General features: G+C 59.1%; 24 protein-coding genes. 11 read left to right on the top strand and 13 right to left on the bottom strand.

Translation table 11 applies throughout. The features are described from left to right. Positions 1-50 precede the first annotated feature (50 nt). From J0G10_RS15325 to J0G10_RS15295, 7 genes are all read right to left on the bottom strand, one after another. Positions 51-548 carry a GNAT family N-acetyltransferase gene (locus tag J0G10_RS15325; RefSeq protein ID WP_093432839.1) on the bottom strand — a complete coding sequence of 166 codons (498 nt, stop codon included), beginning with the start codon at positions 546-548 and terminating at the stop codon, positions 51-53. A 124-nt stretch (positions 549-672) separates the two neighbouring features. Then, positions 673-1,254, bottom strand: a complete 582-nt coding sequence (locus tag J0G10_RS15320; protein ID WP_220556125.1) for a DinB family protein — start codon at positions 1,252-1,254, stop codon at positions 673-675. A gap of 18 nt (positions 1,255-1,272) precedes the next feature. Beyond that, positions 1,273-2,388 carry a cell division protein ZapE gene (gene zapE, locus J0G10_RS15315; protein WP_095048850.1) on the bottom strand — a complete coding sequence of 372 codons (1,116 nt, stop codon included), beginning with the start codon at positions 2,386-2,388 and terminating at the stop codon, positions 1,273-1,275. A 22-nt stretch (positions 2,389-2,410) separates the two neighbouring features. Beyond that, positions 2,411-2,752, bottom strand: a complete 342-nt coding sequence (locus tag J0G10_RS15310) for a nuclear transport factor 2 family protein (protein ID WP_095126279.1) — start codon at positions 2,750-2,752, stop codon at positions 2,411-2,413. 52 nt (positions 2,753-2,804) lie between these two features. Next, positions 2,805-3,521, bottom strand: coding sequence for a helix-turn-helix transcriptional regulator (locus J0G10_RS15305; protein ID WP_095048848.1), 717 nt, complete (start codon positions 3,519-3,521; stop codon positions 2,805-2,807). A 250-nt stretch (positions 3,522-3,771) separates the two neighbouring features. Then, positions 3,772-4,731 (bottom strand): agmatinase, encoded by a 960-nt coding sequence (gene speB, locus J0G10_RS15300; RefSeq protein WP_095126277.1) that lies wholly within the window; start codon positions 4,729-4,731, stop codon positions 3,772-3,774. A 16-nt stretch (positions 4,732-4,747) separates the two neighbouring features. After that, entirely contained in the window at positions 4,748-5,839 is a 1,092-nt protein-coding gene (locus tag J0G10_RS15295) for a polyamine ABC transporter substrate-binding protein (protein ID WP_095050762.1), read from the bottom strand. 99 nt (positions 5,840-5,938) lie between these two features. On the opposite strand from J0G10_RS15295, the gene J0G10_RS15290 reads away from it, so the two are divergent. From J0G10_RS15290 to J0G10_RS15275, 4 genes are all read left to right on the top strand, one after another. Next, the gene (locus J0G10_RS15290; RefSeq protein WP_116256224.1) at positions 5,939-6,838 is read left to right on the top strand and encodes a LysR family transcriptional regulator; all 900 of its coding nucleotides are present in this window, start codon (positions 5,939-5,941) and stop codon (positions 6,836-6,838) included. Positions 6,839-7,054: 216 nt separating this feature from the next. Further along, positions 7,055-8,521 (top strand): nucleobase:cation symporter-2 family protein, encoded by a 1,467-nt coding sequence (locus tag J0G10_RS15285; protein WP_034156004.1) that lies wholly within the window; start codon positions 7,055-7,057, stop codon positions 8,519-8,521. A 67-nt stretch (positions 8,522-8,588) separates the two neighbouring features. After that, entirely contained in the window at positions 8,589-9,062 is a 474-nt protein-coding gene (locus J0G10_RS15280) for an LEA/WHy family protein (RefSeq protein WP_093432857.1), read from the top strand. A 53-nt stretch (positions 9,063-9,115) separates the two neighbouring features. After that, positions 9,116-9,661, top strand: a complete 546-nt coding sequence (locus J0G10_RS15275) for a GNAT family N-acetyltransferase (protein WP_220556124.1) — start codon at positions 9,116-9,118, stop codon at positions 9,659-9,661. A gap of 135 nt (positions 9,662-9,796) precedes the next feature. On the opposite strand, the gene J0G10_RS15270 is transcribed toward J0G10_RS15275, so the two are convergent. After that, on the bottom strand, positions 9,797-10,720 hold the full coding sequence (locus tag J0G10_RS15270; protein ID WP_095050752.1) for a carbon-nitrogen hydrolase family protein: 924 nt from the start codon (positions 10,718-10,720) through the stop codon (positions 9,797-9,799). 84 nt (positions 10,721-10,804) lie between these two features. Between J0G10_RS15270 and J0G10_RS15265 the strand changes: the two genes are divergently transcribed. Further along, positions 10,805-11,713 (top strand): LysR family transcriptional regulator, encoded by a 909-nt coding sequence (locus J0G10_RS15265; RefSeq protein ID WP_095050751.1) that lies wholly within the window; start codon positions 10,805-10,807, stop codon positions 11,711-11,713. A gap of 4 nt (positions 11,714-11,717) precedes the next feature. On the opposite strand, the gene J0G10_RS15260 is transcribed toward J0G10_RS15265, so the two are convergent. After that, positions 11,718-11,972 (bottom strand): hypothetical protein, encoded by a 255-nt coding sequence (locus J0G10_RS15260; RefSeq protein WP_007917411.1) that lies wholly within the window; start codon positions 11,970-11,972, stop codon positions 11,718-11,720. 154 nt (positions 11,973-12,126) lie between these two features. Here J0G10_RS15260 and J0G10_RS15255 point away from each other — a divergent pair, with 154 nt between their 5' ends. Then, positions 12,127-12,444: a DUF883 family protein gene (locus J0G10_RS15255; RefSeq protein WP_007917413.1), complete on the top strand. Its 318-nt coding sequence runs from the start codon at positions 12,127-12,129 to the stop codon at positions 12,442-12,444. Between the two features lie 198 nt (positions 12,445-12,642). Here J0G10_RS15255 and J0G10_RS15250 read toward each other — a convergent pair whose 3' ends face one another. Further along, complete coding sequence (locus tag J0G10_RS15250) at positions 12,643-13,683, bottom strand: Ldh family oxidoreductase (protein ID WP_095050750.1); 1,041 nt, start codon at positions 13,681-13,683, stop codon at positions 12,643-12,645. A 228-nt stretch (positions 13,684-13,911) separates the two neighbouring features. Between J0G10_RS15250 and J0G10_RS15245 the strand changes: the two genes are divergently transcribed. After that, a complete protein-coding gene (locus J0G10_RS15245; protein ID WP_220556123.1) occupies positions 13,912-18,777 on the top strand; it encodes a dermonecrotic toxin domain-containing protein in 4,866 nt (1,621 codons plus the stop codon). A 74-nt stretch (positions 18,778-18,851) separates the two neighbouring features. Here J0G10_RS15245 and J0G10_RS15240 read toward each other — a convergent pair whose 3' ends face one another. After that, the gene (locus J0G10_RS15240; RefSeq protein ID WP_093432877.1) at positions 18,852-19,121 is read right to left on the bottom strand and encodes a PepSY domain-containing protein; all 270 of its coding nucleotides are present in this window, start codon (positions 19,119-19,121) and stop codon (positions 18,852-18,854) included. A 152-nt stretch (positions 19,122-19,273) separates the two neighbouring features. Here J0G10_RS15240 and J0G10_RS15235 point away from each other — a divergent pair, with 152 nt between their 5' ends. Beyond that, a complete protein-coding gene (locus tag J0G10_RS15235) occupies positions 19,274-20,275 on the top strand; it encodes a FecR family protein (RefSeq protein ID WP_220556122.1) in 1,002 nt (333 codons plus the stop codon). Between the two features lie 56 nt (positions 20,276-20,331). Here J0G10_RS15235 and pvdQ read toward each other — a convergent pair whose 3' ends face one another. After that, positions 20,332-22,677, bottom strand: coding sequence for a bifunctional acylase PvdQ (pvdQ, locus tag J0G10_RS15230; RefSeq protein WP_220556121.1), 2,346 nt, complete (start codon positions 22,675-22,677; stop codon positions 20,332-20,334). Between the two features lie 1,292 nt (positions 22,678-23,969). Here pvdQ and J0G10_RS15225 point away from each other — a divergent pair. Next, positions 23,970-24,347, top strand: coding sequence for a fe2+ zn2+ uptake regulation protein (locus tag J0G10_RS15225; RefSeq protein WP_095050747.1), 378 nt, complete (start codon positions 23,970-23,972; stop codon positions 24,345-24,347). An 18-nt stretch (positions 24,348-24,365) separates the two neighbouring features. On the opposite strand, the gene J0G10_RS15220 is transcribed toward J0G10_RS15225, so the two are convergent. Next, positions 24,366-24,554 carry a hypothetical protein gene (locus J0G10_RS15220; protein WP_038363103.1) on the bottom strand — a complete coding sequence of 63 codons (189 nt, stop codon included), beginning with the start codon at positions 24,552-24,554 and terminating at the stop codon, positions 24,366-24,368. Between the two features lie 158 nt (positions 24,555-24,712). Between J0G10_RS15220 and J0G10_RS15215 the strand changes: the two genes are divergently transcribed. Beyond that, positions 24,713-24,853 carry a hypothetical protein gene (locus J0G10_RS15215; protein ID WP_176471331.1) on the top strand — a complete coding sequence of 47 codons (141 nt, stop codon included), beginning with the start codon at positions 24,713-24,715 and terminating at the stop codon, positions 24,851-24,853. A gap of 274 nt (positions 24,854-25,127) precedes the next feature. Continuing rightward, positions 25,128-26,375, top strand: a complete 1,248-nt coding sequence (locus J0G10_RS15210) for an MdfA family multidrug efflux MFS transporter (RefSeq protein WP_095050746.1) — start codon at positions 25,128-25,130, stop codon at positions 26,373-26,375. Positions 26,376-26,381 lie beyond the last annotated feature (6 nt).

Here is a 26,381-nt window from a genome sequence, read left to right as displayed (position 1 = left end):
TACATACAGGGAGAGGGTTAGGGTGAGGGGCTTTTCAGGCTTTCAGGCTTTCAGGCTTGCAGATTCTTGATCCAGAACAGCATACGCCCGTGATCCGGGTCGAACATGCCCGGCGCAAAGCCGAACTTGCTGTAGGCATTCTGCGCCACGGCGTTGCCTTCCAGCACTTCGAGGGTGATTTTGCAGCAACCGCGCTGGCGAGAAATTTCCTCGACTTTCTGCAGCATCTTCTGGCTCAGGCCGAGACCGCGAAACCGGCCCACCACCGCCACGTCATGGACGTTGACCAGCGGCTTGCAGGCAAACGTGGAAAACCCTTCAAAGCAGTTCACCAGTCCCGCCGGTTCACCACCGACGAAGGCCAGCACGCTGAACGCATGCGGGCGCCGGGCCAGTTCTTCGGGCAGTCGGCGCAGCAGCTCAGGGTCGAGCGAATGACCGCCGCCCATTGGGTCTTCTGCATAGTGGTTGAGCACGATACCGATGGCCTCGGCGTGCGTTGGATTACTGTAGCTGGCCTGAAGTACAAGAATTTCTGCGGAATCCATTTCCATCCCCGAACACAAAAGCCCCGGCGCGCAAAGTGCGTACTGAAAGGCTGTCTGACATTAGCGCGGGGGTGATCGGGCGGGCAACCGACAAATGCAAAAGATCGGACGATCTTTTGCTTTTTCAGTGGCCCCAGATCAACTCTTCAGTCCAGCCCAGTTCGGCAAAATCCTCAGCGCGCAGTCCACTCTCGCCGACACAGAAAAACTCATCCAGTTGCGGCGGCTTCACCGAAGTATCACTGAGCATCGCGTGCACCTGTCCACGGTGATGAATCTGATGTTCGAACAGGTGCGAAAGCATGCGCAAACGGCTGTCGTGCTGCGGCGTATCACGGGCAATGGTGACGATGCGCGTCAGATCGTCATCGCGCAGTTGCTCGCAATAGGCGATCAGACGTCGATCAACGTGGGCCTGCTCTTCGCGCAGTTGCGGGCCGTCGGCAAACGGCTCGTCCACGTTGAAAAACACGTAGCAATCGGGGTGCGGTTCAGCTCCGCGCAGCTCGCGCTCCAGTGCATCGACGTAGAACCAGTCGCAGGTGAGGATGTGATTGAGGGTCAGACGAATGCTCGGAAAAAAACTCACCCGAGGCGCCGCCAGATCCGTCGCACTCAGCTGCGTCCAGGCCTTGGCCAGGCGATGATTGGCCCAGGCATTCTGGTATGCCATGGTCAGCAAATGATGGGATAACGCTTGGCTCATGTCGGCGCCCTCTTCCATTCAAGCTTCGGCAAAACGCTGCAGCTGCATCTCCTGCAAGCGACTGAGGGTGCGGCGGAACGGAAATTCCAGATAACCCTCGGTGTACAGCGCATCCATGGGTACTTGCGCTTCGATGTACAGCGGCACCTTGCGGTCGTAGCACTCGTCGACCAGCGCAATGAAACGCCGCACGCCGTCGTCGTGAACCGACAATTGCGGCAACTCACGGTCGCCCGCAACTACCCGCTGCGCGCCATCTTCAGTGCCACGCGCGATCCGCCCTTCGCGTTTCTGCGCACTGAGATTGGGTACTTCGCTCAACAGAATAGCCGTGTAGCGGTCGCACAGCGCGATGAAATCCATGGCGGCAAACGGTTGCTCGCAGAGATCGGCGTAGCGGCACCACAACACCGTTTCACTGGCCTGCACCACGTTCAACTGGCGATGCCCGACCGCCACCGGTTCGGCGCTAGCCGCTTGGCCGGCGGTCAATGCCTGAAAGACTTCGTTCAGCGCACTGACTGCAGATGTGGCGACAAAGTAGCGTTGCAGGCCCGTCCCCGGATGCAAGCGATGATCCTCGGCGCCATTCACCGCAACCACCTGCATATGCGCCTTGATCGCGGCAATCGCCGGCACAAACCGGTCGCGATTGAAGCCATCGGCGTAAAGATCATCCGGCGGCAGATTGGACGTACAGACGATCACCACGCCTTCGTCGAACATCACCTGAAACAACCGACCGAGAATGATCGCGTCCCCGATGTCGTTGACGAACAACTCATCGAAACACAGCACCCGCACCTCGGCCGCCAGCTCCCTGGCCAGCGCGCGCAACGGATCGGCAATCCCGGTCAACTGGAATGAACGCTGATGCACCCAGCCCATGAAGTGATGAAAGTGTTGGCGTCGCGCCGGCACCCGCAGGCTCTGATAGAACTGATCCATCAACCAGGTCTTGCCGCGCCCGACCGGCCCCCACAGATAAACGCCGCTGACCGAACCGGCCCCGGCGTGCAGCGCTTCATGGCATTTTTGCAACGCCCAGACCGCGTGTTCCTGGGCTTCATCCTGGACGAAGCCCTTGTGTTGGACGGCGTGTTGCCAGGCGCTGAGAGGAGAGTCGAAAGTCATGCGCGGCAGTATGCCACGATGGTTACAGGGAAATGTCCAGTCGGGCGATTTTCCCCTGCTCGTTCAAGCGAAATGTGTAGCGCAGCTGCGCCGGACTGCCGGGGAAGGTTCCGGAAATCAGCCCGTGTACCAGCACTTTGCCGGTGCGCTGCTGCACGTCCAGCACTTCGACCCTTGGCTGATAGCGTTGCCCGGTGTCGTGCATCCATTGCGCGATGGCTTGCGGGCCGACCTGATGTTGGCCCTCGTCGAACACGTTGGCATCCTCGGCAAAAAAACTGGCGACCCTGGAAGTATCGCGTGCGTTGGCCGCATCGATATACGCAGCAATCGCCGGGGCCAGTGCAGAGACGGGATGAGACATGGTTGCAGCTCCTTTTTGTTTGGTTCTGCGACCATCCTAAAACAGCGTTGCGTCAGTTTTTGTCAGGAGTGAAACGCCCGCTTTCATCCAGTTGCATCTGCTCGCGCCATGTGCGCAACAGGTCGCTGCGCCGTCCCGGATAACCCTCGCCCTGGCGGCTGGCCGCGCTGATCCGATCGGTACGAAACGTACGATAGGCGCTGCGCAATTCGCACCACGCAACGATGATTCGCACCTCGTTGAGGAAGCCCAGCGCCAAGGGCCAGATCAACCGCTGGCTGGGCACCTGTTGCGCGTCGGCGTAATCGATGTGCAGTTTGGCCTGGTCGCGGATGGCATGGCGAAACACGTTCAACGGCACGGCGTTTTGCGGAAAACCATAACCCGGCGGGCCCGGCATCACGGTGGGATTGCGCAGCGCTTCCTGAGCCTGCGGATCGAGCACGGCAGCAATTTTCGCCAGCGCATCCGCCGCGGCTTTGCCGAGAACTTCGTCACCGCGCTGATCGACGTAACGCAAACCGAGGACGATGGCTTCGGTTTCGTCGGCATTGAGCATCAGCGGCGGCAGAAACAGGCCGCTGCGCAACACATAACCAATCCCCGCCTCGCCATGGATCGGCGCGCCGAGGGCGGTCAGTTCCGCGATATCGCGATAGAGCGTGCGCTCGGACACTTCCAGCTCGGCAGCCAGGGTCGCCGCCGTCACCGGGCGCTTCTTGCCGCGCAGCACTTGCAGCAAAGTCAAAAGACGAGTGGTACGCGACACGTTGGGCAGGCTCTGGAGGGCAAAGATGTTCGAGCTTAGCAGAGGCTGGTGTCAGAAACTGGCAGGAGCAATGTGAGAAGGCAGGTTGATCAAGCCTGCTCTTTTGGGGGTAGCGGAATATCGAGAGGGAATAAAATCCCATTGTGGGAGCGAGCCTGCTCGCGAAAGCGGCGGGTCAGTCAACAAAGATGTTGGCTGAACTGACGCCTTCGCGAACAGGCTCGCTCCCACAGGGGTTATGGTGCGCGGGTTAAATATCAACCTTGTGGCGGGCGGCGTAGAGGCAGAGCATTTCCATCGCCAGTGTGGCAGCGGCCAGTGAGGTAACGTCGGCGTGGTCGTAAGCCGGGGCGACTTCCACCACGTCCATCCCGACCAGATTGATGCCGCGTAAACCGCCAAGAATCTCCAGCGCTTGCGCGGTGCTCAAGCCGCCGCACACCGGCGTGCCGGTGCCCGGTGCAAACGCCGGATCGAGGCAATCAATATCGAACGTCAGGTACACCGGGTTATCGCCAACCCGCGCGCGGATGGCTTCGACAATGGCGTCGCAACCACGCCGATGCACCTGCCGGGCATCGAGTACCTGAAACCCCATATGATCGTCATTGGTCGTGCGCAAGCCGATCTGCACCGAGCTTGCCGGATCCACCAGCCCTTCCCGAGCGGCGTGCCAGAACATGGTGCCATGATCGACCCGTTTGCCCTCTTCGTCCGGCCAGGTGTCGCTGTGCGCATCGAAGTGAATCAGCGACAACGTCCCATGTTTGCGCGCGTGGGCCTTGAGCAGCGGGTAGCTGATGAAGTGGTCACCGCCAAACGTCAGCATCGCGCTGCCAGCGGTCAGAATGTGCTCGGCGTGAGCTTCGATGCTTTGCGGAATGCTGTGTGGCGCGCCGAAATCGAAATCGCAGTCGCCATAATCGATGACCGCCAGATGATCGAACGGGTCAAACGTCCACGGCCAGTGGCGTTCCCAGGCAATCCCGGTGGAAGCGGCGCGAATCCCGCGTGGTCCGAAGCGGGCGCCGGGACGGTTGCTGGTGGCGGTGTCGAACGGCACGCCGCTGACCGCGACATCGACGCCGCGCAAGTCACGGCTGTAGCGCCGACGCATGAAACTGGTAATGCCGGCGTAAGTACTTTCGGCGGCGGTGCCGTAGAGGCTGTCGCGGGTCATGGCCTGATCGTTTTGCATAGGCACATCCATCGTGGGGCTCCTGTGGTTATTGGTGGCTACGGAAAGTGGTCCACAGACGCGTGCGCTGGCGCATGTCCTTGAGGCTCATGCTGCGATCGGCATACAGCCGCGCGCGCACTTCGCTCGGCGGATAGATGTCGGGATCGTTACGCACGGCCTCATCCACCAACGGCGTGGCGGCTTGGTTGGCGGTGGCAAAAAACAGTGTATTGGTCAGTTCGGCCACGGAATCGGGGCGCAGCATGAATTCGATGAACGCCCGTGCGGCTTCGGGGTGCGGCGCGTCTTTGGGAATGGCCAGATTGTCCTGCCACACCAGCGTGCCTTCCTTGGGAATGCGGTAGGCCACTTCGTACGGTTTATTAGCCTTGTGTGCCTGATCAGCGGCCATGCTCGCGTCGCCGTTGTAGGTCAGCGCGAGGCACACGTTGCCGCTGGCCAAGTCATTGATCTGCCGGCCGCTGGCGACATAGAGCACCGACGGCTGGAGTTTCTGCAACAACGCCTCGGCGGCGGCCAAGTCGTTTTTGTCGGTGCTGTAGGGATCCTTGCCCAGGTAATGCAGGGCCAGACCGATGACCTCCTGCGGCGAATCGAGGATCGCGATGCCGCAGTCCTTGAGCTTGCTGGCGTTCTCCGGTTTGAACAGCAGGTCGAGGCTGTTCAGCGGTACGTCAGGCAGACGCTGCTTCACGGCCTCGACGTTCATGCCGAGACCCAGCGTGCCCCAGGTGTACGGCACACCATAGCGATTGCCGGGGTCGACAGCGGCGATTTTCTCCAGCAAATCCGGATCAAGATTGGCGTAGCCCTTGAGGCCCTCATGAGGAATTTCTTTCAAGGCACCCGCCGCAAGTCCACGGGCCAGAACGCTGGACGACGGCACCACCACGTCATAACCACTGCCGCCGGTGAGCAACTTGGTCTCCAGCACCTCGGAAGTATCAAAGGTGTCGTAACGCACATGAATACCGGTTTCCTGCTCAAACCGTTGCAGGGTTGGCGGCGGCACGTAATCGGCCCAGCTGTAGAGATTGAGTGTCTTGTCCTCGGCCTGAGCCTGAACAGCCACCGACAACAAAAGCGCGGGGAAACACAGCTTGAACACGGGAGCCATGACGAACACCTGACCAGAGGAAGTGGTTGCAGGATGCGCCGTCGGATACATTAGAAAAATTGTCGAATAATTATCCTGACTTTATCCAGGAGTAATGTGATGTTGGGTCAACTCCACGACGTGGACTTGCAACTGTTGCGCCTGTTTGTGCGGGTGGTCGAGTGCGGTGGCTTCAGTGCAGCCCAGGGTGATCTGGGCCTGAGCCAGTCGAGCATCAGCCAGCAAATGGCTAAACTCGAAACTCGCCTCGGCTATCGTCTGTGCAGCCGTGGCAAGGGCGGTTTCAGTGTCACGCCCAAGGGCGAGCAGTTGCTGATCGCGGTGCGCACGCTGTTTGAATCGATTGAAACGTTCCGCCATCAATCCAACGGCGTCGCCGGGCGCTTGATCGGTGAAGTGCGCCTGGGGATTTCCGAGTCGGTCGATCAGTCGGTGCTGCAACGGGTGGCGGCGGCGATCCGGCGTTTTCGCGAGCGTGATGAGTCGGTGCGCATCGAACTGATCAGCGCCATGCCCGGCGAAATGGAACGGCTGCTGTTGCAACAGCGGCTGGACTTGGCGATCGGCTATTTTTCGCAGGTGCAAAGTGCCTTCGACTATCGCCAGTTGTTCAGCGAAACCCAGCATTTGTACTGCGCTGCCGGCCATCCCTTGTTCACTGATGACGCACCCAGCGATGCCGCGTTGCAGGCCTGCGACCGAGTCGATCACCCCTATCGATTTTTTCGCAGTGACGAGCCGTTTCAGGGCAAGGTCTGCTCGGCGCGCTCGGAACAGGTGGAAGGCACGCTGACCTTCATTTTGTCGGGTAAACACGTGGGGTATCTGCCGGATCACTATGCGCGGAGCTGGCAAGCGAAGGGCCTACTGAAGCCGATCCGTGAGGGCGAGTTGAGTTTCGAAGTCGACTTTCATCTGGCCCGGCATCGGGCGCAGGTGCCGGGGGATGCGCAAAAAGCTTTTGAAGAGGATTTACTGGGCGCATTCAATCTCGTGTAGGAGCTGCCGCAGGCTCGGGCCGCGATCGGACGATCCTTTGATCTTAAAAGATCGCAGCCTCGTTTCACTCGACAGCTCCTACAGGGGAGTTTGCTGATAGCGACCCATAAAACCTGACCTTTCAGGCAGTTATTGCTCGTTGCCCTTACCGCCCTCTTCCGGCATTCTGCGCCTCCATTTTCTGACCCGGCCCCGCCTCGCGGCGCGCAAAACACCATGACCGCCTCTGAAAAAGCCCCGCGCAACAACGACCTGATTTACGGCCTCAACGATCGTCCGCACCTGACCGCCACAGTGTTTGCCGCGCTGCAACACGTGCTGGCCAGCTTCGTCGGCATCATCACCCCAACCCTGATCATGGGCGGCGCCCTCGGTCTGCAAAGTGAAATCCCTTACCTGATCAGCATGGCGCTGTTCGTCTCCGGGCTCGGCACTTTCGTCCAGGCCAAGCGTTTTGGCCCGGTCGGTTCGGGGTTGTTGTGTCTGCAAGGCACCAGTTTTTCCTTTATCAGCGTGATTCTCAGCGCCGGGTTCATGGTCAAGGCGCGCGGTGGCGGCACCGATGAAATCCTCTCGACGATCTTCGGTGTGTGCTTTTTTGCCGCGTTCATCGAGGTGGTGCTGAGCCAGTTCATCGGCAAACTGCGCATGTTGATCACCCCGGTGGTCACCGGCACCATCATCACGCTGATGGGGCTGTCGCTGATCAAAGTGGCGATGACCGACATCGCCGGCGGTTTCGGCGCGCCGGACTTGGGCGCAGCCAGCCATGTGTTTCTGGCGGCGCTGGTGATCGGAACCATCGTCGTGTTGAACCGCGTCGACGTGCCGTTTCTGCGCTTGGGCGCGATCGTTATCGGCCTGACCCTTGGCTACGTAGTCGCATGGCTGATGGGCACCGTGGATTTCGCCTCGATGCCAGAGGTGCCACTGGTCAGCGTGCCAGTGCCGTTCAAGTACGGTTTCAACTTCGACTGGGTGGCGTTCGTGCCAGTGGCGGTGATTTTCCTCGTGTCGCCGCTGGAGGCCGCGGGTGACCTGACCGCCAACTCGATGATTTCCCGGCAACCGGTCAAAGGCCCGCTCTACATCCGGCGGATCAAGTCCGGCCTGCTCGCAGACGGCCTCAACTCGGCCATGGCCGCCGTGTTCAACAGCATGCCAATGGTGACCTTCGCGCAGAACAACGGCGTGATTCAGCTCACCGGCGTGGCCAGCCGTTACGTGGCCTTCTTCATTGCCGGTTTGCTGGTGCTGCTGGGACTGTTCCCGATGATCGGCGCAGTGTTGCAACTGATGCCGAAACCAGTACTCGGCGGCGCCGAATTGGTGATGTTTGGCACTGTGGCGGTGGCCGGGATCAAGATCCTCGCCGAAGCCGGCCTGCACCGGCGCAACATGCTGATCGTGGCGATTTCGCTGGGCATGGGCCTGGGCATCGCGGCAGTGCCGGAAGTGTTGCGCGAACTGCCGCAAGCGCTGCGCAACATTTTCGAATCGCCGATCACCGTCGGCGCGTTGTGCGCTATCGTGCTGAACATCTTCCTGCCGGAAGAATTCATTGAGCTGGAAGAAGACGATTTCGACCCGGAAGCTTCTATTCTTCAGGTCATGGAAAACCCGGACATGCCGGCCAAAGGTGAACCTGCCCCAGCGGCGGCTGTCGCACAGTTGAACCGCTAACGTCTGGCCTTCAATAGAAAGGGCTGAGCCGGCGACGGTTCAGCCCTTTTTTGTTGAGAGACCGTTTATGCGCCGTTTTCAAGCCGTCATTCTGTCACTGCTTCTGCTGTCCCTCAGCGCCTGTGCGCTATTCCCCAACCGTGATCCGGTGAACATCAACGTAGTCGGCCTCGAACCGTTGCCAAGCCAGGATCTGGAAGTGCGCTTCGCCATCAAGATTCGCGTACAGAACCCCAATGAGACGGCCATCGACTACAACGGCATCGCGCTGGATCTGGAGGTCAACGGTCATTCACTGGCCTCGGGTGTCAGCGATCAGAGCGGTTCGATCCCTCGCTTCTCCGAAACCATTGTCAGCGTGCCGGTCAGCATCTCGGCGTTCTCGGTACTGCGCCAGACCTTGGGCCTGAGCCAGACACAAACCCTCGACAACCTGCCCTACGTGCTGCGCGGCAAGCTTGCCGGAGGTCTGTTTGGCACCATGCGCTTTGTCGACAGCGGCAAGCTCAGCCTGCCCAAGGCCACTGCCGCGACCTGGTAAAAATGCGTTAGCCTGCTCCGTTCATTAAAGGCATTCAGGGAGGCTGCAGGTTTATGGAAGACACACCGACGCTGTACACCGAACGACTGATCCTGCGCCCGTTGCAACTGGCCGATGCCGACGCCGTGCAGCAACTGTTTCCCCACTGGGATGTGGTGCGTTATCTGAACGCGGCGGTGCCATGGCCGTATCCCGAGGACGGCGCCCTCACCTATTTGCGCGATGTTGCCTTGCCGGCCGTGGCGGCGGGCAAGGAATGGCACTGGTCGATTCGCCGCAAGTCCGCGCCCGAACAGTTGATCGGCAACATCAGCCTGATGGATCAAACTGACAACCACCGTGGATTCTGGCTGACACCGGCGTGGCAAGGTCAGGGTTTTATGACCGAAGCGAGCGCAGCGGTGACCGATTACTGGTTCAACGTACTTCAACGCCCGCTGATGCGTGTGCCGAAAGCGGCGCCGAATACCGGCTCGCGCAGACTCTCGGAGCGCGCCGGGATGCGCTTGATCCGGACCGATGAAGATGATTTCGTCGGTGGGCGTTTTCCACGGGAAATCTGGGAAATTTCCCGGGAAGAATGGCAGCAACGCCACTGATTTCCAGACACACCACCGATCCATTGTAGGAGTGAGCCTGCTCGCGATAGCGGCGGATCAGCCGGCATCTCTGTTAATGACACACCGCTATCGCGAGCAGGCTCACTCCTACAGGGTTCGGTGTCAGGCAGTACCCTAAGTGTTGAATCGCACGCCCGGTTTGGCGCGCTCATCCACACTCAGCTCAAACACATCCGGCCGCGCGTAGTGCCCGACCACATCGTAGTCATAGCGCGCACGCACCAGTTCATCGGTGTCAATTTGCGCCGTGAGCAACCCCGCCTCGCTGCGCAACGGCCCTGCCAGCACATCGCCCATCGGCCCGACAATCACGCTCCCCCCGGCAATCAACGGGCGATCCGCCGGCCAGTTGGCAATCTCCACACCCAGTTCATTCGGTGACGCTTGCACCTGACAGGCGCTGACCACAAAGCAACGGCCTTCATGAGCGATGTGGCGCATGCTGACCTGCCACATCTCGCGCTCGTCGACGGTCGGTGCGCACCAGACTTCGATGCCTTTGGCGTACATCGCCGTGCGCAGCAGAGGCATCATGTTTTCCCAGCACACCACCGCGCCGAGCTTGCCAACCTGACTGTCGAACACCGGCAAGGTCGAGCCGTCGCCCTTGCCCCAGATCAACCGTTCGGTGCCGGTGGGCATCAGTTTGCGATGTTTGCCGACGAGACCAGCCTGCGGGTCGAAATACAGCGCCGTGCAATACAACGTGCTGCCAGCCCGTTCAATCACGCCGATCACCAGATTGGCCCCGGTGCGCGCCGACAGACCGGCGAGCGCTTGCGTTTCGGCACCCGGCACATCGATCGCATTGGCAAAATATCGGGCATAGGCTTCGCGCCCCTCGGGCAGGCGATAACCCAATTGCGTGCCGAAGCCCTCGCCTTTCGGATAACCACCCAACAGCGCTTCCGGCATCACCACCAATGCCGCGCCAGCCTCGATGATCGCGCCCTCCCAACTCAGAATCTGCTCCAGGGTCGCGCTTTTGCCTTCGGGCAAAGCGCCGATTTGCAGCGCAGCAACAATTGATTTGGCCATCGCGATAACTCCATGAGGTTCAGTGGTTGCCGATTCTGCGGCGCCACGCGATCATGAATAAAGCCCCATTCACTGCTGAATGATATGAGCCAAATGAATATCGCCACGGTCGACCTCAACCTGCTGAAAGTCTTGGAAGCCCTGCATGAAGAGTCCAGTGCCAGCCGCGCGGCATTGCGACTGGGGGTGACACAATCGGCGGTCAGTGCGGCGCTGCGCCGCTTGCGCGAGGTCTACGGCGATCAATTGTTCGTGCGTACCGGGCGCGGCCTGGCACCAACGCTCAAGGCCAATCAATTGAAACCGGTGGTCAGCGAAGCGCTGAACAAGTGCCGGCAAAGCCTGGCGATGGTCGACCCGGCGGCCAACCAGTACGACGGCCGCTCGGTCACCGTAGGACTGTCGGATGATTTCGAAATTGCCTACGGTCGCCGCCTGATCGAGGAAATTGCCCGCAGCGCTCCGAAGTTGCGCCTGATCTTTCGTCAGACTCATAGCCAGATCGTCGCCCGCGCGCTGATGGAGCGCAGCATCGATCTGGCGATTACGGCCGGAGGCTTTGCCGAGCGCTTGCTCAGCCGTCAGGTGTTGGGCGAAGGCGGTTATGCATGTCTGGTCGATCCGGCGAGCCTTGCGCCCGGTCAGCAGCAGATCGATCTTGAGGAGTTTGTCGACCGCGAGCACATCCTGGTGTCGTCCGGCGGCTTTATCGGCATCACCGATGAGGGCTTGGCGACGCTGGGCCTGACTCGACGGGTCTGCGCGTCGACCACGCATTTCGCCGCGCTGCCGTATTTGCTTAAGGGCAGTCGGGCGGTGGCGACAATTCCGACGCATGCCGCCGAAAGTATTGCTGAGCTCAGCGGCCTGGCGCTGCTGCCCTGCCCGCTGAAGCTGCCGCGTTATCCGATCGAACTGGGCTGGCGTACCAGCACGCAGATCGATCCGGTGGTGGTCAAAGTCCGCGAAGCGATTGCCGCGACGTTCACCTGAAGCGTTACTTGTTCGCGGCCATCAGGCGATTGACTTCACTGCGCACCATGTTGGCGAATTCTGGTGGCGACATGCCGTCCAGTTCCGCGCGGACCCACTCGGCCCATTTGCCTTTGCGCTTGCCGCGCTCGCCGAACAAACGCGCGGCTTCGCCTTTGGCTTTGCCCAGATTGTTCTGCCAGAGTTCGAACAGACGGGATTTCTCGTCTTCCAGCGCAGCGCGCTCTGCGAGTGACTTGTCGGCCAGATTGAAACTCATGGGGAATTATCCTGCTGCGTAAAATGGCGACATCTTACACGCTCGACGGAAATCTCCCGCGCAGGTTTTTATTTCTGACCTAAATTCAGTGCAACTTTTCAGCAAGCGCCACACTCCATTGATCACTGTCCATTCAACTGCAAGGAGTCACCCAATGGCCCGCAAATCCGCCGTGCAAGCCGCCGAAGATCAAATCAAGGATCAGGCCTTCAGCGAACTTCAGGCTCTGATCCAAGAGTCCGACAAACTGCTCAAGAGCAGCGCCTCACTGGTCGGCGAGGAAGCGGAAACGCTGCGCGGACAAATCGCCCTGAAACTGCAACAGGCGCTGGATTCGGTGTCGAGCGTACGTGATCGCACCAAACCGGCGGTCGATGCCACCGAGAGCTATATTGGCGGTCATCCGTGGCAGACCGTGGCGATCTCCGCCGGTTTCGGTCTGGTGGTTGGCTTGCTGCTCGGCCGTCGCTGAGACAGGCACACAAAAAAGGCGAACCCGCTGGGTTTGCCTTTTTTATGCCTGCGTATTTTTGCCGGCTTTGAACCAGTTCCGGGCTTTCAGAACCTGAGCTCAACTCGATCTTTCACGTCGGCGCACATCCCCCATTCACCGCGGTCAGTCCCCTCTCCCTCGGGGAGAGGGCTAGGGTGAGGGGCTTTTGATCTTTGATCACGCCCCCGCCAGTTCACGCAACTGCGCCAGCGTCTGTGCATCCAGCACAATGCCCTCAGCCAGCGACTTGCTGCGCTGCCAATGCCTGCGATCGCCCGGCAACCGCTTGAGGCCGACACTGTGCATCTGCCGCACCAGCTCACCACTGCGCTCGGCAAAACTCTGCCCGGCGGCTTTGCTCGGGTCGATGACGATCAACAATTGCCCGGTCCACGGCGTCTTCGCCCCGGGATGATTGGCCCAATCGAACTCGAAAGAAAAATTCCCTCCCGTTAATGCGGCCGCCAGCAGCTCAACCATCATCGACAGCGCCGAACCTTTATGCCCACCGAACGGCAGCAACGCCCCGCCCTCGAGAATCGCCTTGGGATCCTGAGTCGGCTGACCGAGGCTGTCCACGCCCATTCCGGCGGGCAACCGCTCGCCTTTGCGCGCAGCGATCTGCACGTCGCCATGGGCGATTGCGCTGGTGGCCAGGTCGAAGACAATCGGCGCGGCGCCGGCCCGTGGCGCGGCGAACGCAATCGGATTGGTGCCGAACAGCGGCCGGTCGGCGCCGTGCGGCACCACGCAGGTCATGCTGTTGACCACGCTCAGCGCCACCAGCCCTTCGTCGGCAAATGGCTCGACGTCCGGCCACAACGCGGCGAAATGATGCGAGTTGCGAATCGCCAACACGGCAATCCCGGCGCTACGCGCCTTCTCCACCAGCAACGACCGGGCGGCGGCCAATGCCGGTTGGGCGAAACCGTTGCCAGCATCGACACGCACAAAACCGGAAGCGACATCTTCGACTTGCGGCACCGCCTGGCCGTTGACCCAGCCGCTGTTCAGGGTCGAGACATACCCGGGCATGCGGAACACGCCATGGCTGTGGGCACCATCGCGCTCGGCGCCGGCGCAGTTGGCGGCCAGCACTCGGGCGACTTCGGCGGAGGTGCCGTGGCGCAGAAAAATCGTTTCAAGCAGTTGCGTCAGCGCTTCAAGAGACAACGAGGACGAGACAGCAGAGGACACATGATCGTGTGGCGCAGACATCTGAAGCTCCAGAATGATTATTGGAGGGAACAACAGCGTACGGACGACTTGCCCGCCGATTAACCATGCCACAGCTGTCGGCTGTCAACCCTTGGATTGGCGATGACGGGCGTTGGCTCATGGCACATTTCAACTCGACGTGTGCGGTAACTATGTACCGCCTGCACAGCGACCTGCGTACCTACTCTTGAACTCCCCGCCCACGGCGCCCCGTTCAGAGTTCCAATGATGTCCAGCCTCCTGCTATTCCCCGAGATACTCAAATCCCCGGGCCGGCATGCCAGCCTGGGTCGGACCCACGGCCTCAACAGCAAAGATTTCAGCTGGCTCGCACATGTGCAACTGGCGACCCACGCCCTGCGCAGCGAACAAACCCCGCCCATGCTCGCCGAACGCATTCTGCTAAACGCCGACAAGCAACTCGCCATCCCCCTGCCCGGCAGTTTTATTCTCGGCACTGGGCCGGATGACCATGGCGTGTTTTTGTACACACCTTACGACGGTCTGAAAAAATACAGCGATTACCAGACGCTGATGGACGCGCTGCAAACACGCCTCGATAACGCTGAAGAAACCGATGATCTGTTGGCCTTTCTCAGTGTCTTGCTGCGCAAGGAACTGGTAGAGAAACGCGGCATCACCCTCACCCGCGAAACCATCGAAGGTGATGTGTTTGACGATCAAAAAGCGGCGATCAGCCAGTCTCAGGACACCTGCGCCCGCGATGTGCTGGATGAGCTGAAACGTCTGCCGTCGCTCGCCACCTTGCTGGAGAACATTCTCGGCGAACTGCTCGAACCGCATTTTGGCGATTTACCGCAGTCGCGCACCCGCGTCGGTTTTTACCTCGACAGCGCCCCGATGTCCGCGGAGATGAGGCAATGGGTCAGTTCGCTGTCATTGAGTGAAGCGCTGCTGCTGCACTTTCGCCGTCAGGGCTGGCCGCGCGGCCAGACAGCGGAATTCTCCCACCCGGCCCGCGCAAGCCAGGCGGCTGACCAGACCGCCTGGGGCGATGCGATCAAGTCCGCATCGGGACGACTGACCATGCTGCTGTTTCGACAGCTAGAGGCCTACTGGAATGCCGCGGCATTCGAGGGCTCGCCCAGGCGCACATACTTCAGCCAGGCGTTAAAGGATCAAATGCGTGCAGATCTGATGCTCAAGCGCGAAGCGGAAATCCTGTCTGCCACTGAATTCGACGCCTTGCACAGCGTGATCCGCGAACCGAATGTGGCGTCCCGGCGGCCCAACTTCGAAACCGTGTGTTTGCGCGAGGACACCGCCTACATCGAACTGGCCGGGTCGCTGATGATCAACCATGACAAGGCTTATCTCTACACCCCTACCCAAGGCTTGCAAGTCCTCACCAACTACGCCGATCTCAAACAGACGCTGACCGCCAAACTCAATGCCGCCGGCCATGAAGACGAGCTGTACGGACTGATGAACCTGGAGGAGCGCAATCGCTATCTCGGATTTGCCCACGCGCAAGTATCCGGGGAAAACATCGGCGGCGACATCATCAGCACGCTGTTTGAAGCGATCCTCACCAAACAACGGCAAAACATTGAATTCGTCTTGCAGCTCTTCCGCCAGAGTGAACGCACAACCGACATCCATGCGCTTTTCGACAAAGCGCTGGATATCCGTTCGATGATTCATGAACGTCTGCTCAAGCTCGACGTCAACGAGCGCTGGAGTACCCGACCGTTGTTTTCAAGTGCGCCGCTCTCGTCACGGGTGCAGACCGACAAGGCCAAGCAACTGGCGATAAAGCTTGAACGCGCCGAGGAGAATCTCGGCAGTCACTTCAAGGATCAGCCGACCACCAGCAACGCCGAACAACGCGTGTTTCTCGAAGGTATTCGATGGAAACTGGCACAGGCCTTTGAGGATGGCGTGCGCGCTGAGGCACACATAAGGAACCTCAGCGGTTCCTGGCTGACGGCCGAGCGAAAGATTATCGATGCCGTGTTCGATGCAAAACACGCCACACGCAGGGATCGTCAGTCACTCAATGGCTTCCGGCCGGATGCCTGGTCGCTCAGCGTTACCTGCGCAGGCAAAGCCGATGCACTGTCGCTTGCGCATTGCGTACTGTTGACCGAGCGCGGAGGCATGGACGTCGAGCATTCCGGGCGTGCGATCCTGTGGACGCCGGCCATGGGTCTGGAATCGTTCGACGACATCGCCATCGCGCAGAAGCAACTGCAACAGCGCCTGGACAACAACAACCAGTCTCAGACACTGCTGGAAAATCTGCCAACGGCGCACTATCAGCTGGATCAACAATACACACTGGACCCGTTCCAGTTGATTGAAGGCAACGTGTTGAACGATCGCATGCAATCGGCCATTGAACACTTCCTGGCCCATTGTGAGGCATTACGCGTTTGCATCACGGACAAGGACGTACTCGCCAGTTTCCTTACTCAAATAACAAACACCGCCATCGATACCAACTTGCGCCGGGCCATCGACCTGGCCCGGGCTTTCGTCCGCCAGCAGGACTTCCCTGACTGGTTACGCATAGCGCCGGTCACAGAACAACGCACACAACTGGCACTGCTGGATGAAGTGCGGCGCAGCGTTATCGATGGCAAGGATTTTCTCCACGACGTCCCCGCTTTAGCCAGCCATGTGGAGCAGACGCTGAAAACACTGCTCGACGCCCGATTCCCTGGCACTGATCTCAAACCAAAGCAGATCCAGATCACCCCGAATCTCACGCTGGCAGGCCCGCCCTGCAACCTGCTCGATTTTGCCTTGCATCACTACAACATCGTGCAGGACACCGGGTTCAAGGTCGCCTCGACCATCGCCAGCGCTTTGCCAGCAACTCTCGATCAGTCTGCGGTTCAGCAACTGCTGCAATCCCTCGACATCACCACCGCCTACACCCGGAAAGTCACCGAGGCGCTCTCATCCGACACTGAGCCGGCACGCACCAGCAAAGCACGTTTCCTCCGTCAGTTGCCGTGGCAGTTGATGCAGCACGCGCACGCCTTGAAGTTGCAACAACAGTTGTCGCAAAGCGGTTTCGACTACGTTTGCCAGGTTCTGGACATGCCCGACGGCGTAGCGCGCGCCACCGTAGAGGGCGCTCACGCCAGTGCTTGCCCGCTGTCATTGATCAAGACCACCGGTAGCGATTTCGTCGACGCCCTCGGACTTTATGTCATTGGCCCCGGGGCGGGACATACAGGGCCACGCGTGCTCTACGCACCCTACTCGCGGTTCGTATTTCGTGAATTCGAGGACGAGGCGCAATTGATCGAGGCCTTGAATACACCGGGGCATTTTCAGGACCTGGTCATCCGGCGCCTGCCTTCCGGGCAACAAGCCGTCTTCAAGGATCTGCTGAACACGACGATTGGCAAGACCAGTGAAATCAAACTTCACAGCATGCCCATCACCGGCAATCTGCTGGAGCATTTGCACAAGGACACGCTCAGCCTTCTACCGCAACTGCTCGCTTGCCAGCCGCAGATCAACGCACAAGCCGATTGGGAAACCGCGAAGTCCCTGTTCAGTCACGGTGTGCGCCTGGTTCCCCATCTCTTGTCGGGGAAAATCGCCTCGTTGTTTTTTCTCTGGAAAAGCTACAACGACTTCAAGGAGTCCGCCGAAAACCTTCAGGATCATCATTGGGCCAACGCTCTGAAAGGCTTTATCGCCGGGGCGTTATCCCTGTTTAGTCTGGGTCGGCTGTCCTGGGAAACAGAGGCAGAGGCGCAAACGGCCGAATTTGCCTCCGGGGCGCAGGCCACTGGATCAAAGGCTGCCGAAACCGGCGCGAACACCACGGAAAAAACCGCCGCTCGCTGGTCAAAAGTCCCACCGATTACCACCTCCCGCGCGAACTTGCAGTCTTATGAAACGACCACCGCACTCGACAGCCTCACACTTGATAGCAATAAGCTGGTTTACGGGGATTCATCCAGCACGCACAAATATGCAACGATTGCCGGCAAGGTTTATCCGGTGATCCAGGCCGAAAAAGCCTGGTACTTGCGCAAAAAAGACGGGGGCCGTGGGCCGGCGCTTGAGCAGAAAAACTCACGACTGGTGCTTGCCCACGCCAGTCAGGCCGTGCATCGCTGTCGATCGAGGAGGCCCCTGGCTCTGCAAACCAGAGTGGAGCAGCACTGTTCAATTCTGATGCTGATCCAGGCGCGAGGGATGGCAGAGATCAACCGCCGATATCCCGCCAGAGCCTTCGTGATTCAGCAAGCGGTTACCCGGGCAAGAAACTACGCGTTGTATTGCCTGTATAACTTCGTCGAACATCGCGACAACCTCGGGGGCACTCGTGTGGAAACGGTCCTCAAAGATTTTTTCGACGTGCGACAGGTCACGCCGATGCTGCTGAAGAAAATCGAGAAGGTGATCCTGCCGATTTGCCGCGAACTGACGGACCCAAAGGATGACTTGCTTTACACAGAGCGTTTTTTCGCTGGCCTCAATGCGCGCTACGACGATGACACGGTTGCCTTTGTCTTCAAGGAAGACCGGCGAAAAGTCGTGCACTTCACCGAGCATTTTTTCAATCCGAAACTGGATGTCTACACCGCTTTCTTGCCGCCCAGGTTCAATGTTGATTCCCATGCTCGCGCGATCACGCTGCTGCACGAACTGTCGCACCTGATCAACGATAGCGAAGATTTCGTCTCCGTAGAGGCGATGAGTCCATACCCCGACCTTATCGATACCACCACCGCGGACGGGCAACAGCTCAAAACGGGTCTGGAACGTTATCGTAAATCCTTGTCACGCTCCGCTGCGCCCGAACAGTTATTCGCGAACAGGAATGAGCAAGGGCTGTGGGTAGATCTGGATCAGTTGCCGGAGCAGGCCGATGTCTACAAAAAAGTCCTCAGTCTGACCAAAACCAGAAACCTTGCAGAGGCACGTAAAGCCTTTCGCAATCCGCTCGCTGATGAAGCACGCATCGAAGTGGTGATGGCCAACGCTGACTCGATCGCCTTACTCATCAGCGAAATGGGCAGACAACTGGATCCGCCAACGGCGCCGATACCGTTGCCGGCGCCGACTTCAAGCCAGGCGGATTCAGTGCAAGCGTCACCGTGACCACCTGGACAAAAAAATGCGCCGGTCTAAGGCCGGCGCATTTTTTAAGAACACACTGAGTATTTACCGCGTGATCAATCCTTCTGATCGCGCAAAATATTGCCCGATGCGCCGTCGATGCGGAACTCGTAAACCACGCCGTCCGCCTTGCGTCCTTCACCTTTCCAGTAGCCGTCGTTGTCGGCTTCGATCTCGTAAACCTCGACGTAACCGGCCTTGGTCTTGACGATCTCAATGGCTTTTTCGATGGTGACCCAGCCAGCGCCCGGCCGATCGGCCAATGCTGCGCCAGCACTGAGCAAACCGGCCGTGGCAATCAACGCTGCGAATGTCTTCTTGATCATTTGTTTTCTCCATTTGTGGATAGGGGTCTTGGTCGTCCTGCTTTTTGGGTGCCTGAGGGAAAAATAAGTTCCACTTTGATGGGTAAATGCCATGACGGTTGTTCTCGGTCACTTCCCGACAAGGTTAGAATGGGCGAAATCAGGACGAGTCAATGACCCAAGACACTCTCTCGGAAGCCGAATACGATGCGATCACCGATGCCGCCGCGCATTGGTGCATGCGGGTGCACGCCGATGACTGCACGGACGCTGAACGTCGTGCATTCAAGCAATGGCACGACGCTCATCCCCTGCATGCATTCGAGTACGAGGCCATGCTGGAAATCTGGGAGGTGGCCGAACATTTGCCGCGCCCTGAATCCGTTCCGGTTATGCCAGCCCGTCAGGCTTCGCGCTCGTGGCGTCAACTCGCTGTAGCGGCCGGCGTCTGTGCGCTCGCCCTGCCGCTGGCGGCGTACACCGGCTGGAATCTGGGCTGGCTGCCCAACAGCTATCAGCATTTCGCCGCTACCGATACTGTCCGCCAGGTCACGCTGAGTGACGGTAGCCAACTCGAACTGAACCTGAACACTGATCTGACCTTCAGCAATTACAAGGACGAACGCCGCGTCACCCTGAAAAAAGGTGAAGCGTTCTTTACGGTCAGCCACGACATGGCCCACCCGTTTGTCGTCCGCGCAGGCGAAGGCAGGATTCGCGTCACCGGGACGCGTTTCAATGTCTGGATGTATCAGGACCAAGTGCGTGTGAACCTGATCGAAGGTTCGGTGCTGGTCGCCAGCAATCGCTCGTTGCCGGGCGATGGTTTGCGCCTCGGCCCGTCAATGCAGGCGCGCTACAAACAGGGCGATTACATACCCCAGATCAGCCAGACCTACCCTGGTGATACCTCGCTGGCCTGGCGCAACGGCAAATTGGTACTTGATAACCTGGCACTGAGCGAAGCACTGCCTCTGATCAACCGTTATCTGAGCAATCCATTGGAGCTGGCGGATAACAGCACCGGTACGATTCGCGTGGGTGGCATCTACAACATCAAAGAGCTGAACAATCTCGCCAACAGCCTGCCCAAAGTGCTGCCGGTCTACCTGACCCGTAACAAGGAAGGTAACCCGGTGATCAACTCGATACCGCAACAACCGCCAAAAAGCTGAAGGCCGCACCCCTTGCAGGATGCGGCCCTCTGGCTCAACGTAATTGACGCTCGGGCTTACTGAGTGGCGACCTTCCCCACTTTGTCCAGTGTCTGGCGCACAGTCTGCACCTGATACTGCGGGTCAGCCTGAATCTGCTGTTCGGTGAACGGCAGGACACTCCACTGTTTCTTCGAGAACGCCTCGGTCTGATCCCGCGAATACTTCGACGCCGGATCGCTCGACAGCGAGAACGCCAGCAGCCCCTGGGCGTGCGGGCCCTTTTCGTCAAAGGTCACGACTTGCAGGTAGCTGGTGCCACTGACCACTTCGAGTTTGCCGTCTTCACGCGGCACGCTTTGGATAGCGTTGTAGATGCCTAGCGTGCCCGGCCCACCGTGAATTGGCGTCTGTTGCCCGCCGCTGCTGACAACCTGGATATCCCCCCAGCGAGTCTGCGGCTTGAGGCCCATTTTTGTGCTCGACTCGACCGATCCCAACATGGCCTCACGCAGTGCCTTGGCCACGGTTGGCTGCTCGACCGCCAGACCGCGCGGCGTGTGTTGCGCATCTTTGGGATCGAACGCGACACGCCAGACATCCGGCGAAGCCTGCAAGGCCTGCATGATGTTGTGGAAATGCATCAGGCCCATACCCGAATCAAGATTGGCACGGCCATCCCAAGCTTTAAGGCTGGTGCAAACCGGCTTCAGCGCTGGCGCATCGACACCGAGGTCAGAAGCACAGAACTTCAACAGATCCGGCACCACCTGAGTCGCCAGGTACACCTGATCGTCCATCACCATCTGCTGCAGATCCTTCACCGCCAGCGGGCCTTTTTTACTCAGCGTGCTTAAGCGATCCAGAGCAAACCGGGAGCGCAAGCCCAATGGTTGGCCATCCTGACTGATCAGCGGCGAGAAACCGGTCAGCGGTTGCGCCGGGTTGGCCAGCCACGCCGAGTCGTTGGAGTGCTGAACGAAGTCCTTGCGCAGCAGTTGCGGCAATTGGCTGGAAGCATAAATACCCTGCTGCGCCGCTTGCGGATCAATGTCCCATGCGCACGCGCTGTTGGAGCCATCCAGCACGATCATCTGCGTGCCGATACGCGGATCACTGCACTTGGCCAGTTTCTCGGCGTTGACGTTCGGCACCACCGACAGGTTCATGTACAGCGTCTGGCCTTTGTCATCCACGGCCAGGGTGTTGACCCACGGAATGCCCTGAATCTTGTGTACCGAATTCTGCAGTTCCTGAAGCGTGGACGCCTGATTCATCGCGTACCACTGGTTCAGCACGCGATCATTGTCGATATTGGCATCGCGCAGGCTGTAGGCGAACTGATTGTCCCAGTCGAGCTTGCCCGGCCACTGCACGATCGGGCCAAACTGCGAGCTGTAGACATCACGCGAAACCGGCACCACCTGGCCGTCGGCCTGTTTGACCTGCACGGTCACGGTCTGCTTGTTCAGCGGCAAGGATTGGCCATCGAGCATATAGCGTGTGGAATCCTTTGGATCGAGTTGCAGACGATACAAGGTGAAGTGTTTCGACGAATCGACCGTGTGCGTCCACGCCAGATGCTGATTGAAGCCGATATTGATCATCGGCAAGCCTGGCAAGGCAGCGCCCATGACGTCGAGTTTGCCGGGAATGGTCAGATGCATTTGATAGAAGCGCATGCCACCGACCCACGGGAAATGCGGGTTGGCGAGCAACATCCCGCGCCCGTTGAACGAGCGCTCGCTACCCACCGCGACAGCGTTACTGCCACGGTCCAGAGCGAAGCGCTGCTGACGCGCATCGGCCAACTGATAGGCCTGCACATCGTGTTCGATCACCGCGCTCGCCTGCGGCGGCGTAGCCCCAGCCAGCGCCTCGGCGAACTGCCCGACACCACCCTCGACCAGCAGACGGCGGGTCAGCTTCACCAGATCTTGCGGTGCAATCTCACGCACCCACTCGCCCTGACACTGTGGCGGCAAGCCTTGCTGACGACGCTCGCCCAGATAGCGGTTGTAGCCCGCAGCATAGCCTTCGACCAGATCACGCACCTGCGCAGGTTGCGCCTGCCAGAACGCCTTGACCGCTTCCGGTGTGTTGAGCCAGGTAAAGAACACATCGCTGACACGGTTTTCACGCTGCTCGACGGTGAACTGGTCCGGGCCGAAGTAGCGTGAACGCTGACCATTGACCGTCACGATCTCATTGGCCAGCAGACAGAGGTTGTCCTGCGCATAGGCATACCCGATGCCGAAACCAAGCCCTCGCTCGTCCTGCGCACGAATATGCGGCACACCAAAAGCGGTACGGCGAATATCGGCGCTGACATCCGTGGCCGGGCTGAACGCATAGGCCGAACAACTCAGCCCGAAAGCCACGCCGGCCAAGGTCAGTCCCATTAACTGTCTGGAAATTATCACGCTCGCTCCTGATCGACATGCCAAAGAGCGAACCCGGCGCTGGCACGGATCCGCTCTGGAAACACCCACGCGTCCACGCGCAATGAGCCTGTCCAAGAAACGAAGTCAGAGGAAAAAATTTAGGCTCTCCACGTAATCCCCGAAGCAGAATCAAAAGCCCCTCACCCTAGCCCTCTCCCCGGAGGGAGAAGGAACTGACCGAGGTGATTGCCAGAGTTACGCCGACTTGAAATACCGAGCTGGACTGAAATTCAGACGCAGATCAAAAGCCCCTCACCCTAGCCCTCTCCCGGAGGGAGAGGGAACTGACCGAAGTGATTGCCAGAGTTACGTCGACTTGAAATACCGAGCTGGACTGAAATTCAGACGCAGATCAAAAGCCCCTCACCCTAGCCCTCTCCCGGAGGGAGAGGGAACTGACCGAGGTGATTGCCAGATTCATGCCGACGTGAAATACCGAGCCGAACTCAAATCCAGAAGCAGATCAAAAGCCCCTCACCCTAGCCCTCTCCCGGTGGGAGAGGGAACTGACCGAGGTGATTGCCAGAGTTACGCCGACTTGAAATACCGAGCCGAACTCAAATTCAGAAGCAGATCAAAAGCCCCTCACCCTAGCCCTCTCCCGGAGGGAGAGGGAACTGACCGAGGTGATTGCCAGAGTTACGCCCACGTGAAATGCCGAGCCGAACTCAAATCCAGAAGCAGATCAAAAGCCCCTCACCCTGGCCCTCTCCCGGAGGGAGAAGGAACTGATCTGAGGTGACCAAACCCAACCACACCCCGCCCCTCACCACTCCACAGGATGAGCGTTAGCTCGGCTGCAGCTCTTGATCTTGCCGTGCTGGCCCCTTCGGCAGGCTGAGTGGAGGGATTGATCCGGGGGTGGGAGCGCAGCGACCGTTTGGCGAAGCCAAACACAGCGAGAGGAGGTGCAGCGAAGCAAACCGTAGGCGCTGCGCCCGGATCGATCCCGGAGCGAAGGAACCCCGAGCCCCAGCGAGCGGGCCGAACGCCGGGGCCCAGCCTTTTGCTTACTTTTCGGCGTCTGGAAAAGTGAGTCGCTGTAAGAGCGAAACCGCCAGCCGCAACACCCAAAAAAACGGATATACACCCAAAACCCAAAGAACCTGGTCGGCCCAAAGGCCGCCAAGGCCAACCCGCAATCACAAGGAAAAGACAAATCCCCGACAAAATTTCTACATTTTTTCTTTCATGATTTGTCGTGCTGATACGTCTTGTTCTAGAGAGCGCAAAAAAACCACCCCGATCAGACTCTGAAAAGGAGTAATCGCATGTACAACTCGCAACTACCAACGGACGGTAGCCAGGCACCCAAAGGAGTTTCCATGAGCCCTCACGCGAGCGATTTCGGGCAACGCGTCGAGCGTCACGGTAACGAACGCATCCGCTTGCTGCTGAAAAGTTTCGGGCTGCGCACCAGCCTGATTCGTCTGAAAGTCATCGACGCCTTGCTGGTCGCCGCACAAAGCGAGCGGCGCCTCGGCGTGCGCGGTGTCCACAGCCAATTGCTGGACCTGGATATTCCGCTGTCCTTCCTCAGTGTGCGTGAGGTGCTCAAGCGCCTGTGCGCCGAAGGCGTGATCACCTTCAATGAAGATAAGAGCTACAGCCTGCATCCACAGGCCGCAGCTGTCCTCAACCACGATTGAAGCGTGCAGCCATCGCCGTCAAGGCTTGACCTTGCGGCGCATCACGCCGTTGATCACCACCACGATCACCGCCACACCGATGGCGACGAACTGAAACGTCTTCTCCGAAATCATGCCGGCATTTTGCAGCCAGGACAGGCCGAGCATGATGGCCAGGACCGACACGGCGATCAGAATCGAATAAATCAAGCGTTGCTTGTGGGTCATTGCGGCTTCCTGAAACTTTGAAATGTATCCGGTTTGTATCCGTTTGCATGCCATGCACTTACCGTTCTACGGGGATGCGCCGCTGCAATCGGGGTCTCATGTTACAGCCGATGAAGAGTTTTGGCTTCATGACGGCGTAACCATGAGGAATTTTCAAAATGCTGCGTCGAATCACCTGGCTGATTCCCATTCTTGCCCTGCTGACCCTGAGTGGCTGCATCATCTTCCCCCACGGCGGCTGGCATGACGATCACCACCGTTACTACCAGGGTGGCCCTGGTTATTACCAACATCGCTAGAACAGGATTGTTCGCCCTGCCCGCTTGCCAATGAACAGACCGTGGCAGGAAATCAACAAGTCCGATTAACTTCAAACAAAGCCCGCCCCGTTGCGGGCTTTTCTGTTTTTGCCAAATGCTTCTATAAATCGCTCTAACTTGTGCGCCGCGCTAAATCAAATCACTAAATAAGTTGCAAGCATTTGAAATCTAATGTCGCAGCAAAACAATAGGCTGGACGCATATCTGCAACTAATCTCTGGCAACTTCCTTTCACTCACTAACAGGAACGTTTATGCAGAGAACTCTTATACAGATCCGGCCGCAAAAAGCGCTCGGATTTTGTTTGGTGATCAGCGCGTTTGAACTTCTGACGTATATGGCCAGCGACTTGATCATGCCTGCGATGTTAAGCGTTACCACCGAACTTGATGCCGATGTGCGGCATGTACCGAACGCTTTCAATCTTTATCTGCTTGGCGGTGTCTGCCTGCAATGGCTGATTGGGCCGCTGTCCGATCAATGGGGGCGAAGGCGGGTATTGTTGATCGGCTGCGCGTTATTTGCGGTCGCCTGCGCGGGGGCCTACAGCACCGAAAGCATTGAAGCCTTCAATCTACTGCGACTGCTGCAGGGCATGGGCCTGGGTTTCGTTGTGGCGGTCAGTTATCCGGCCCTTCAGGAAGTGTTCTGTGAAGCGGATGCGGTGCGTTTGATGGCTCTGCTCGGCAATATCGCCCTGCTTTCACCCTTGATGGGGCCGCTACTGGGCATTCTGCTGCTGCAATGGTTGTCTTGGCGCGAATTGTTTCTGGGGCTGGGTCTGGCCGCGTCGATGGTCTGGCTGGGGCTTTTTGCCTGGATGCCGGAAACCGTCGGCGTCGCCCGTCGAGACGGACACAAGCAACCGGCCGTGCGTTTCTCCTTGCGCCAGACTTGCAAGCGTTATCGCGCCCTGTTCGGCAATCGCCGATTCCTCGCCGCCAGTTTGGCGCTGGGGCTGATGAGCCTGCCGCTGATCGCCTGGATCGGCCTGGCGCCATTGCTGCTGATCGAGTTGCTCGGGCTGACGCCGCTTGAATATGGCGTCTGGCAAATCCCGATTTTCTCTGCGGTGATTGTCGGCAATCTGATCCTTGACCGGTTGCTGATCACTCACGCCTTGCCGCAACTGATCCGCTTGGCGCTCTGGCCTTTTTGCCTGGGGCTTCTGGCCCTGATCGTCTGCGCACTGGCTGGCGCCGGACTCGGTCCGGTGGTCGCCAGTCTGGCGTTGTACGCAGTCGGATTGGGTATGAGCAATGCCGCGCTGTATCGGTTGGCGCTGTTTGCCAGTGATGACAGCAAAGGTCTGGTATCGGCACTGGTCGGGATGATTTCGATTGCCGTGATGGGCCTCGGCGGCTTGCTGATTGCTGCCATCGGCGGTGGCGCAAGGCTCGAGCTTTTCGCGCTTTGCGCCGCTTTCAGCGGCTTGATGTGTCTCCCTCTGTTGCAGGGTTTGTTGCAACGCACCCCTCCCGACTCCGCCTCTGCTCAGTAAAGGAAT

This window comes from Pseudomonas germanica (genome assembly GCF_019614655.1).
GTDB classification, from domain to species: Bacteria; Pseudomonadota; Gammaproteobacteria; order Pseudomonadales; family Pseudomonadaceae; genus Aquipseudomonas; species Aquipseudomonas neuropathica.
The sequence above is the reverse complement of the archived record's forward strand: the minus strand, read 5'-3'. Positions and strand labels throughout refer to the sequence as shown.

Coding starts and splice junctions, on each gene's coding strand:
- J0G10_RS15245 (WP_220556123.1), top strand. CDS start 13,912: ATGTCCAGCCTCCTGCTATTCCCCGAGATACTCAAATCCCCGGGCCGG.
- J0G10_RS15275 (WP_220556124.1), top strand. CDS start 9,116: ATGGAAGACACACCGACGCTGTACACCGAACGACTGATCCTGCGCCCG.
- J0G10_RS15240 (WP_093432877.1), bottom strand. CDS start 19,121: ATGATCAAGAAGACATTCGCAGCGTTGATTGCCACGGCCGGTTTGCTC.
- J0G10_RS15295 (WP_095050762.1), bottom strand. CDS start 5,839: ATGGCTCCCGTGTTCAAGCTGTGTTTCCCCGCGCTTTTGTTGTCGGTG.
- J0G10_RS15285 (WP_034156004.1), top strand. CDS start 7,055: ATGACCGCCTCTGAAAAAGCCCCGCGCAACAACGACCTGATTTACGGC.
- J0G10_RS15270 (WP_095050752.1), bottom strand. CDS start 10,720: ATGGCCAAATCAATTGTTGCTGCGCTGCAAATCGGCGCTTTGCCCGAA.
- J0G10_RS15280 (WP_093432857.1), top strand. CDS start 8,589: ATGCGCCGTTTTCAAGCCGTCATTCTGTCACTGCTTCTGCTGTCCCTC.
- J0G10_RS15220 (WP_038363103.1), bottom strand. CDS start 24,554: ATGACCCACAAGCAACGCTTGATTTATTCGATTCTGATCGCCGTGTCG.
- J0G10_RS15235 (WP_220556122.1), top strand. CDS start 19,274: ATGACCCAAGACACTCTCTCGGAAGCCGAATACGATGCGATCACCGAT.
- J0G10_RS15225 (WP_095050747.1), top strand. CDS start 23,970: ATGTACAACTCGCAACTACCAACGGACGGTAGCCAGGCACCCAAAGGA.
- J0G10_RS15310 (WP_095126279.1), bottom strand. CDS start 2,752: ATGTCTCATCCCGTCTCTGCACTGGCCCCGGCGATTGCTGCGTATATC.
- J0G10_RS15265 (WP_095050751.1), top strand. CDS start 10,805: ATGAGCCAAATGAATATCGCCACGGTCGACCTCAACCTGCTGAAAGTC.
- J0G10_RS15210 (WP_095050746.1), top strand. CDS start 25,128: ATGCAGAGAACTCTTATACAGATCCGGCCGCAAAAAGCGCTCGGATTT.
- zapE (WP_095048850.1), bottom strand. CDS start 2,388: ATGACTTTCGACTCTCCTCTCAGCGCCTGGCAACACGCCGTCCAACAC.
- J0G10_RS15215 (WP_176471331.1), top strand. CDS start 24,713: ATGCTGCGTCGAATCACCTGGCTGATTCCCATTCTTGCCCTGCTGACC.
- J0G10_RS15290 (WP_116256224.1), top strand. CDS start 5,939: ATGTTGGGTCAACTCCACGACGTGGACTTGCAACTGTTGCGCCTGTTT.
- J0G10_RS15255 (WP_007917413.1), top strand. CDS start 12,127: ATGGCCCGCAAATCCGCCGTGCAAGCCGCCGAAGATCAAATCAAGGAT.
- J0G10_RS15250 (WP_095050750.1), bottom strand. CDS start 13,683: ATGTCTGCGCCACACGATCATGTGTCCTCTGCTGTCTCGTCCTCGTTG.
- J0G10_RS15260 (WP_007917411.1), bottom strand. CDS start 11,972: ATGAGTTTCAATCTGGCCGACAAGTCACTCGCAGAGCGCGCTGCGCTG.
- J0G10_RS15325 (WP_093432839.1), bottom strand. CDS start 548: ATGGATTCCGCAGAAATTCTTGTACTTCAGGCCAGCTACAGTAATCCA.
- speB (WP_095126277.1), bottom strand. CDS start 4,731: ATGGATGTGCCTATGCAAAACGATCAGGCCATGACCCGCGACAGCCTC.
- J0G10_RS15320 (WP_220556125.1), bottom strand. CDS start 1,254: ATGAGCCAAGCGTTATCCCATCATTTGCTGACCATGGCATACCAGAAT.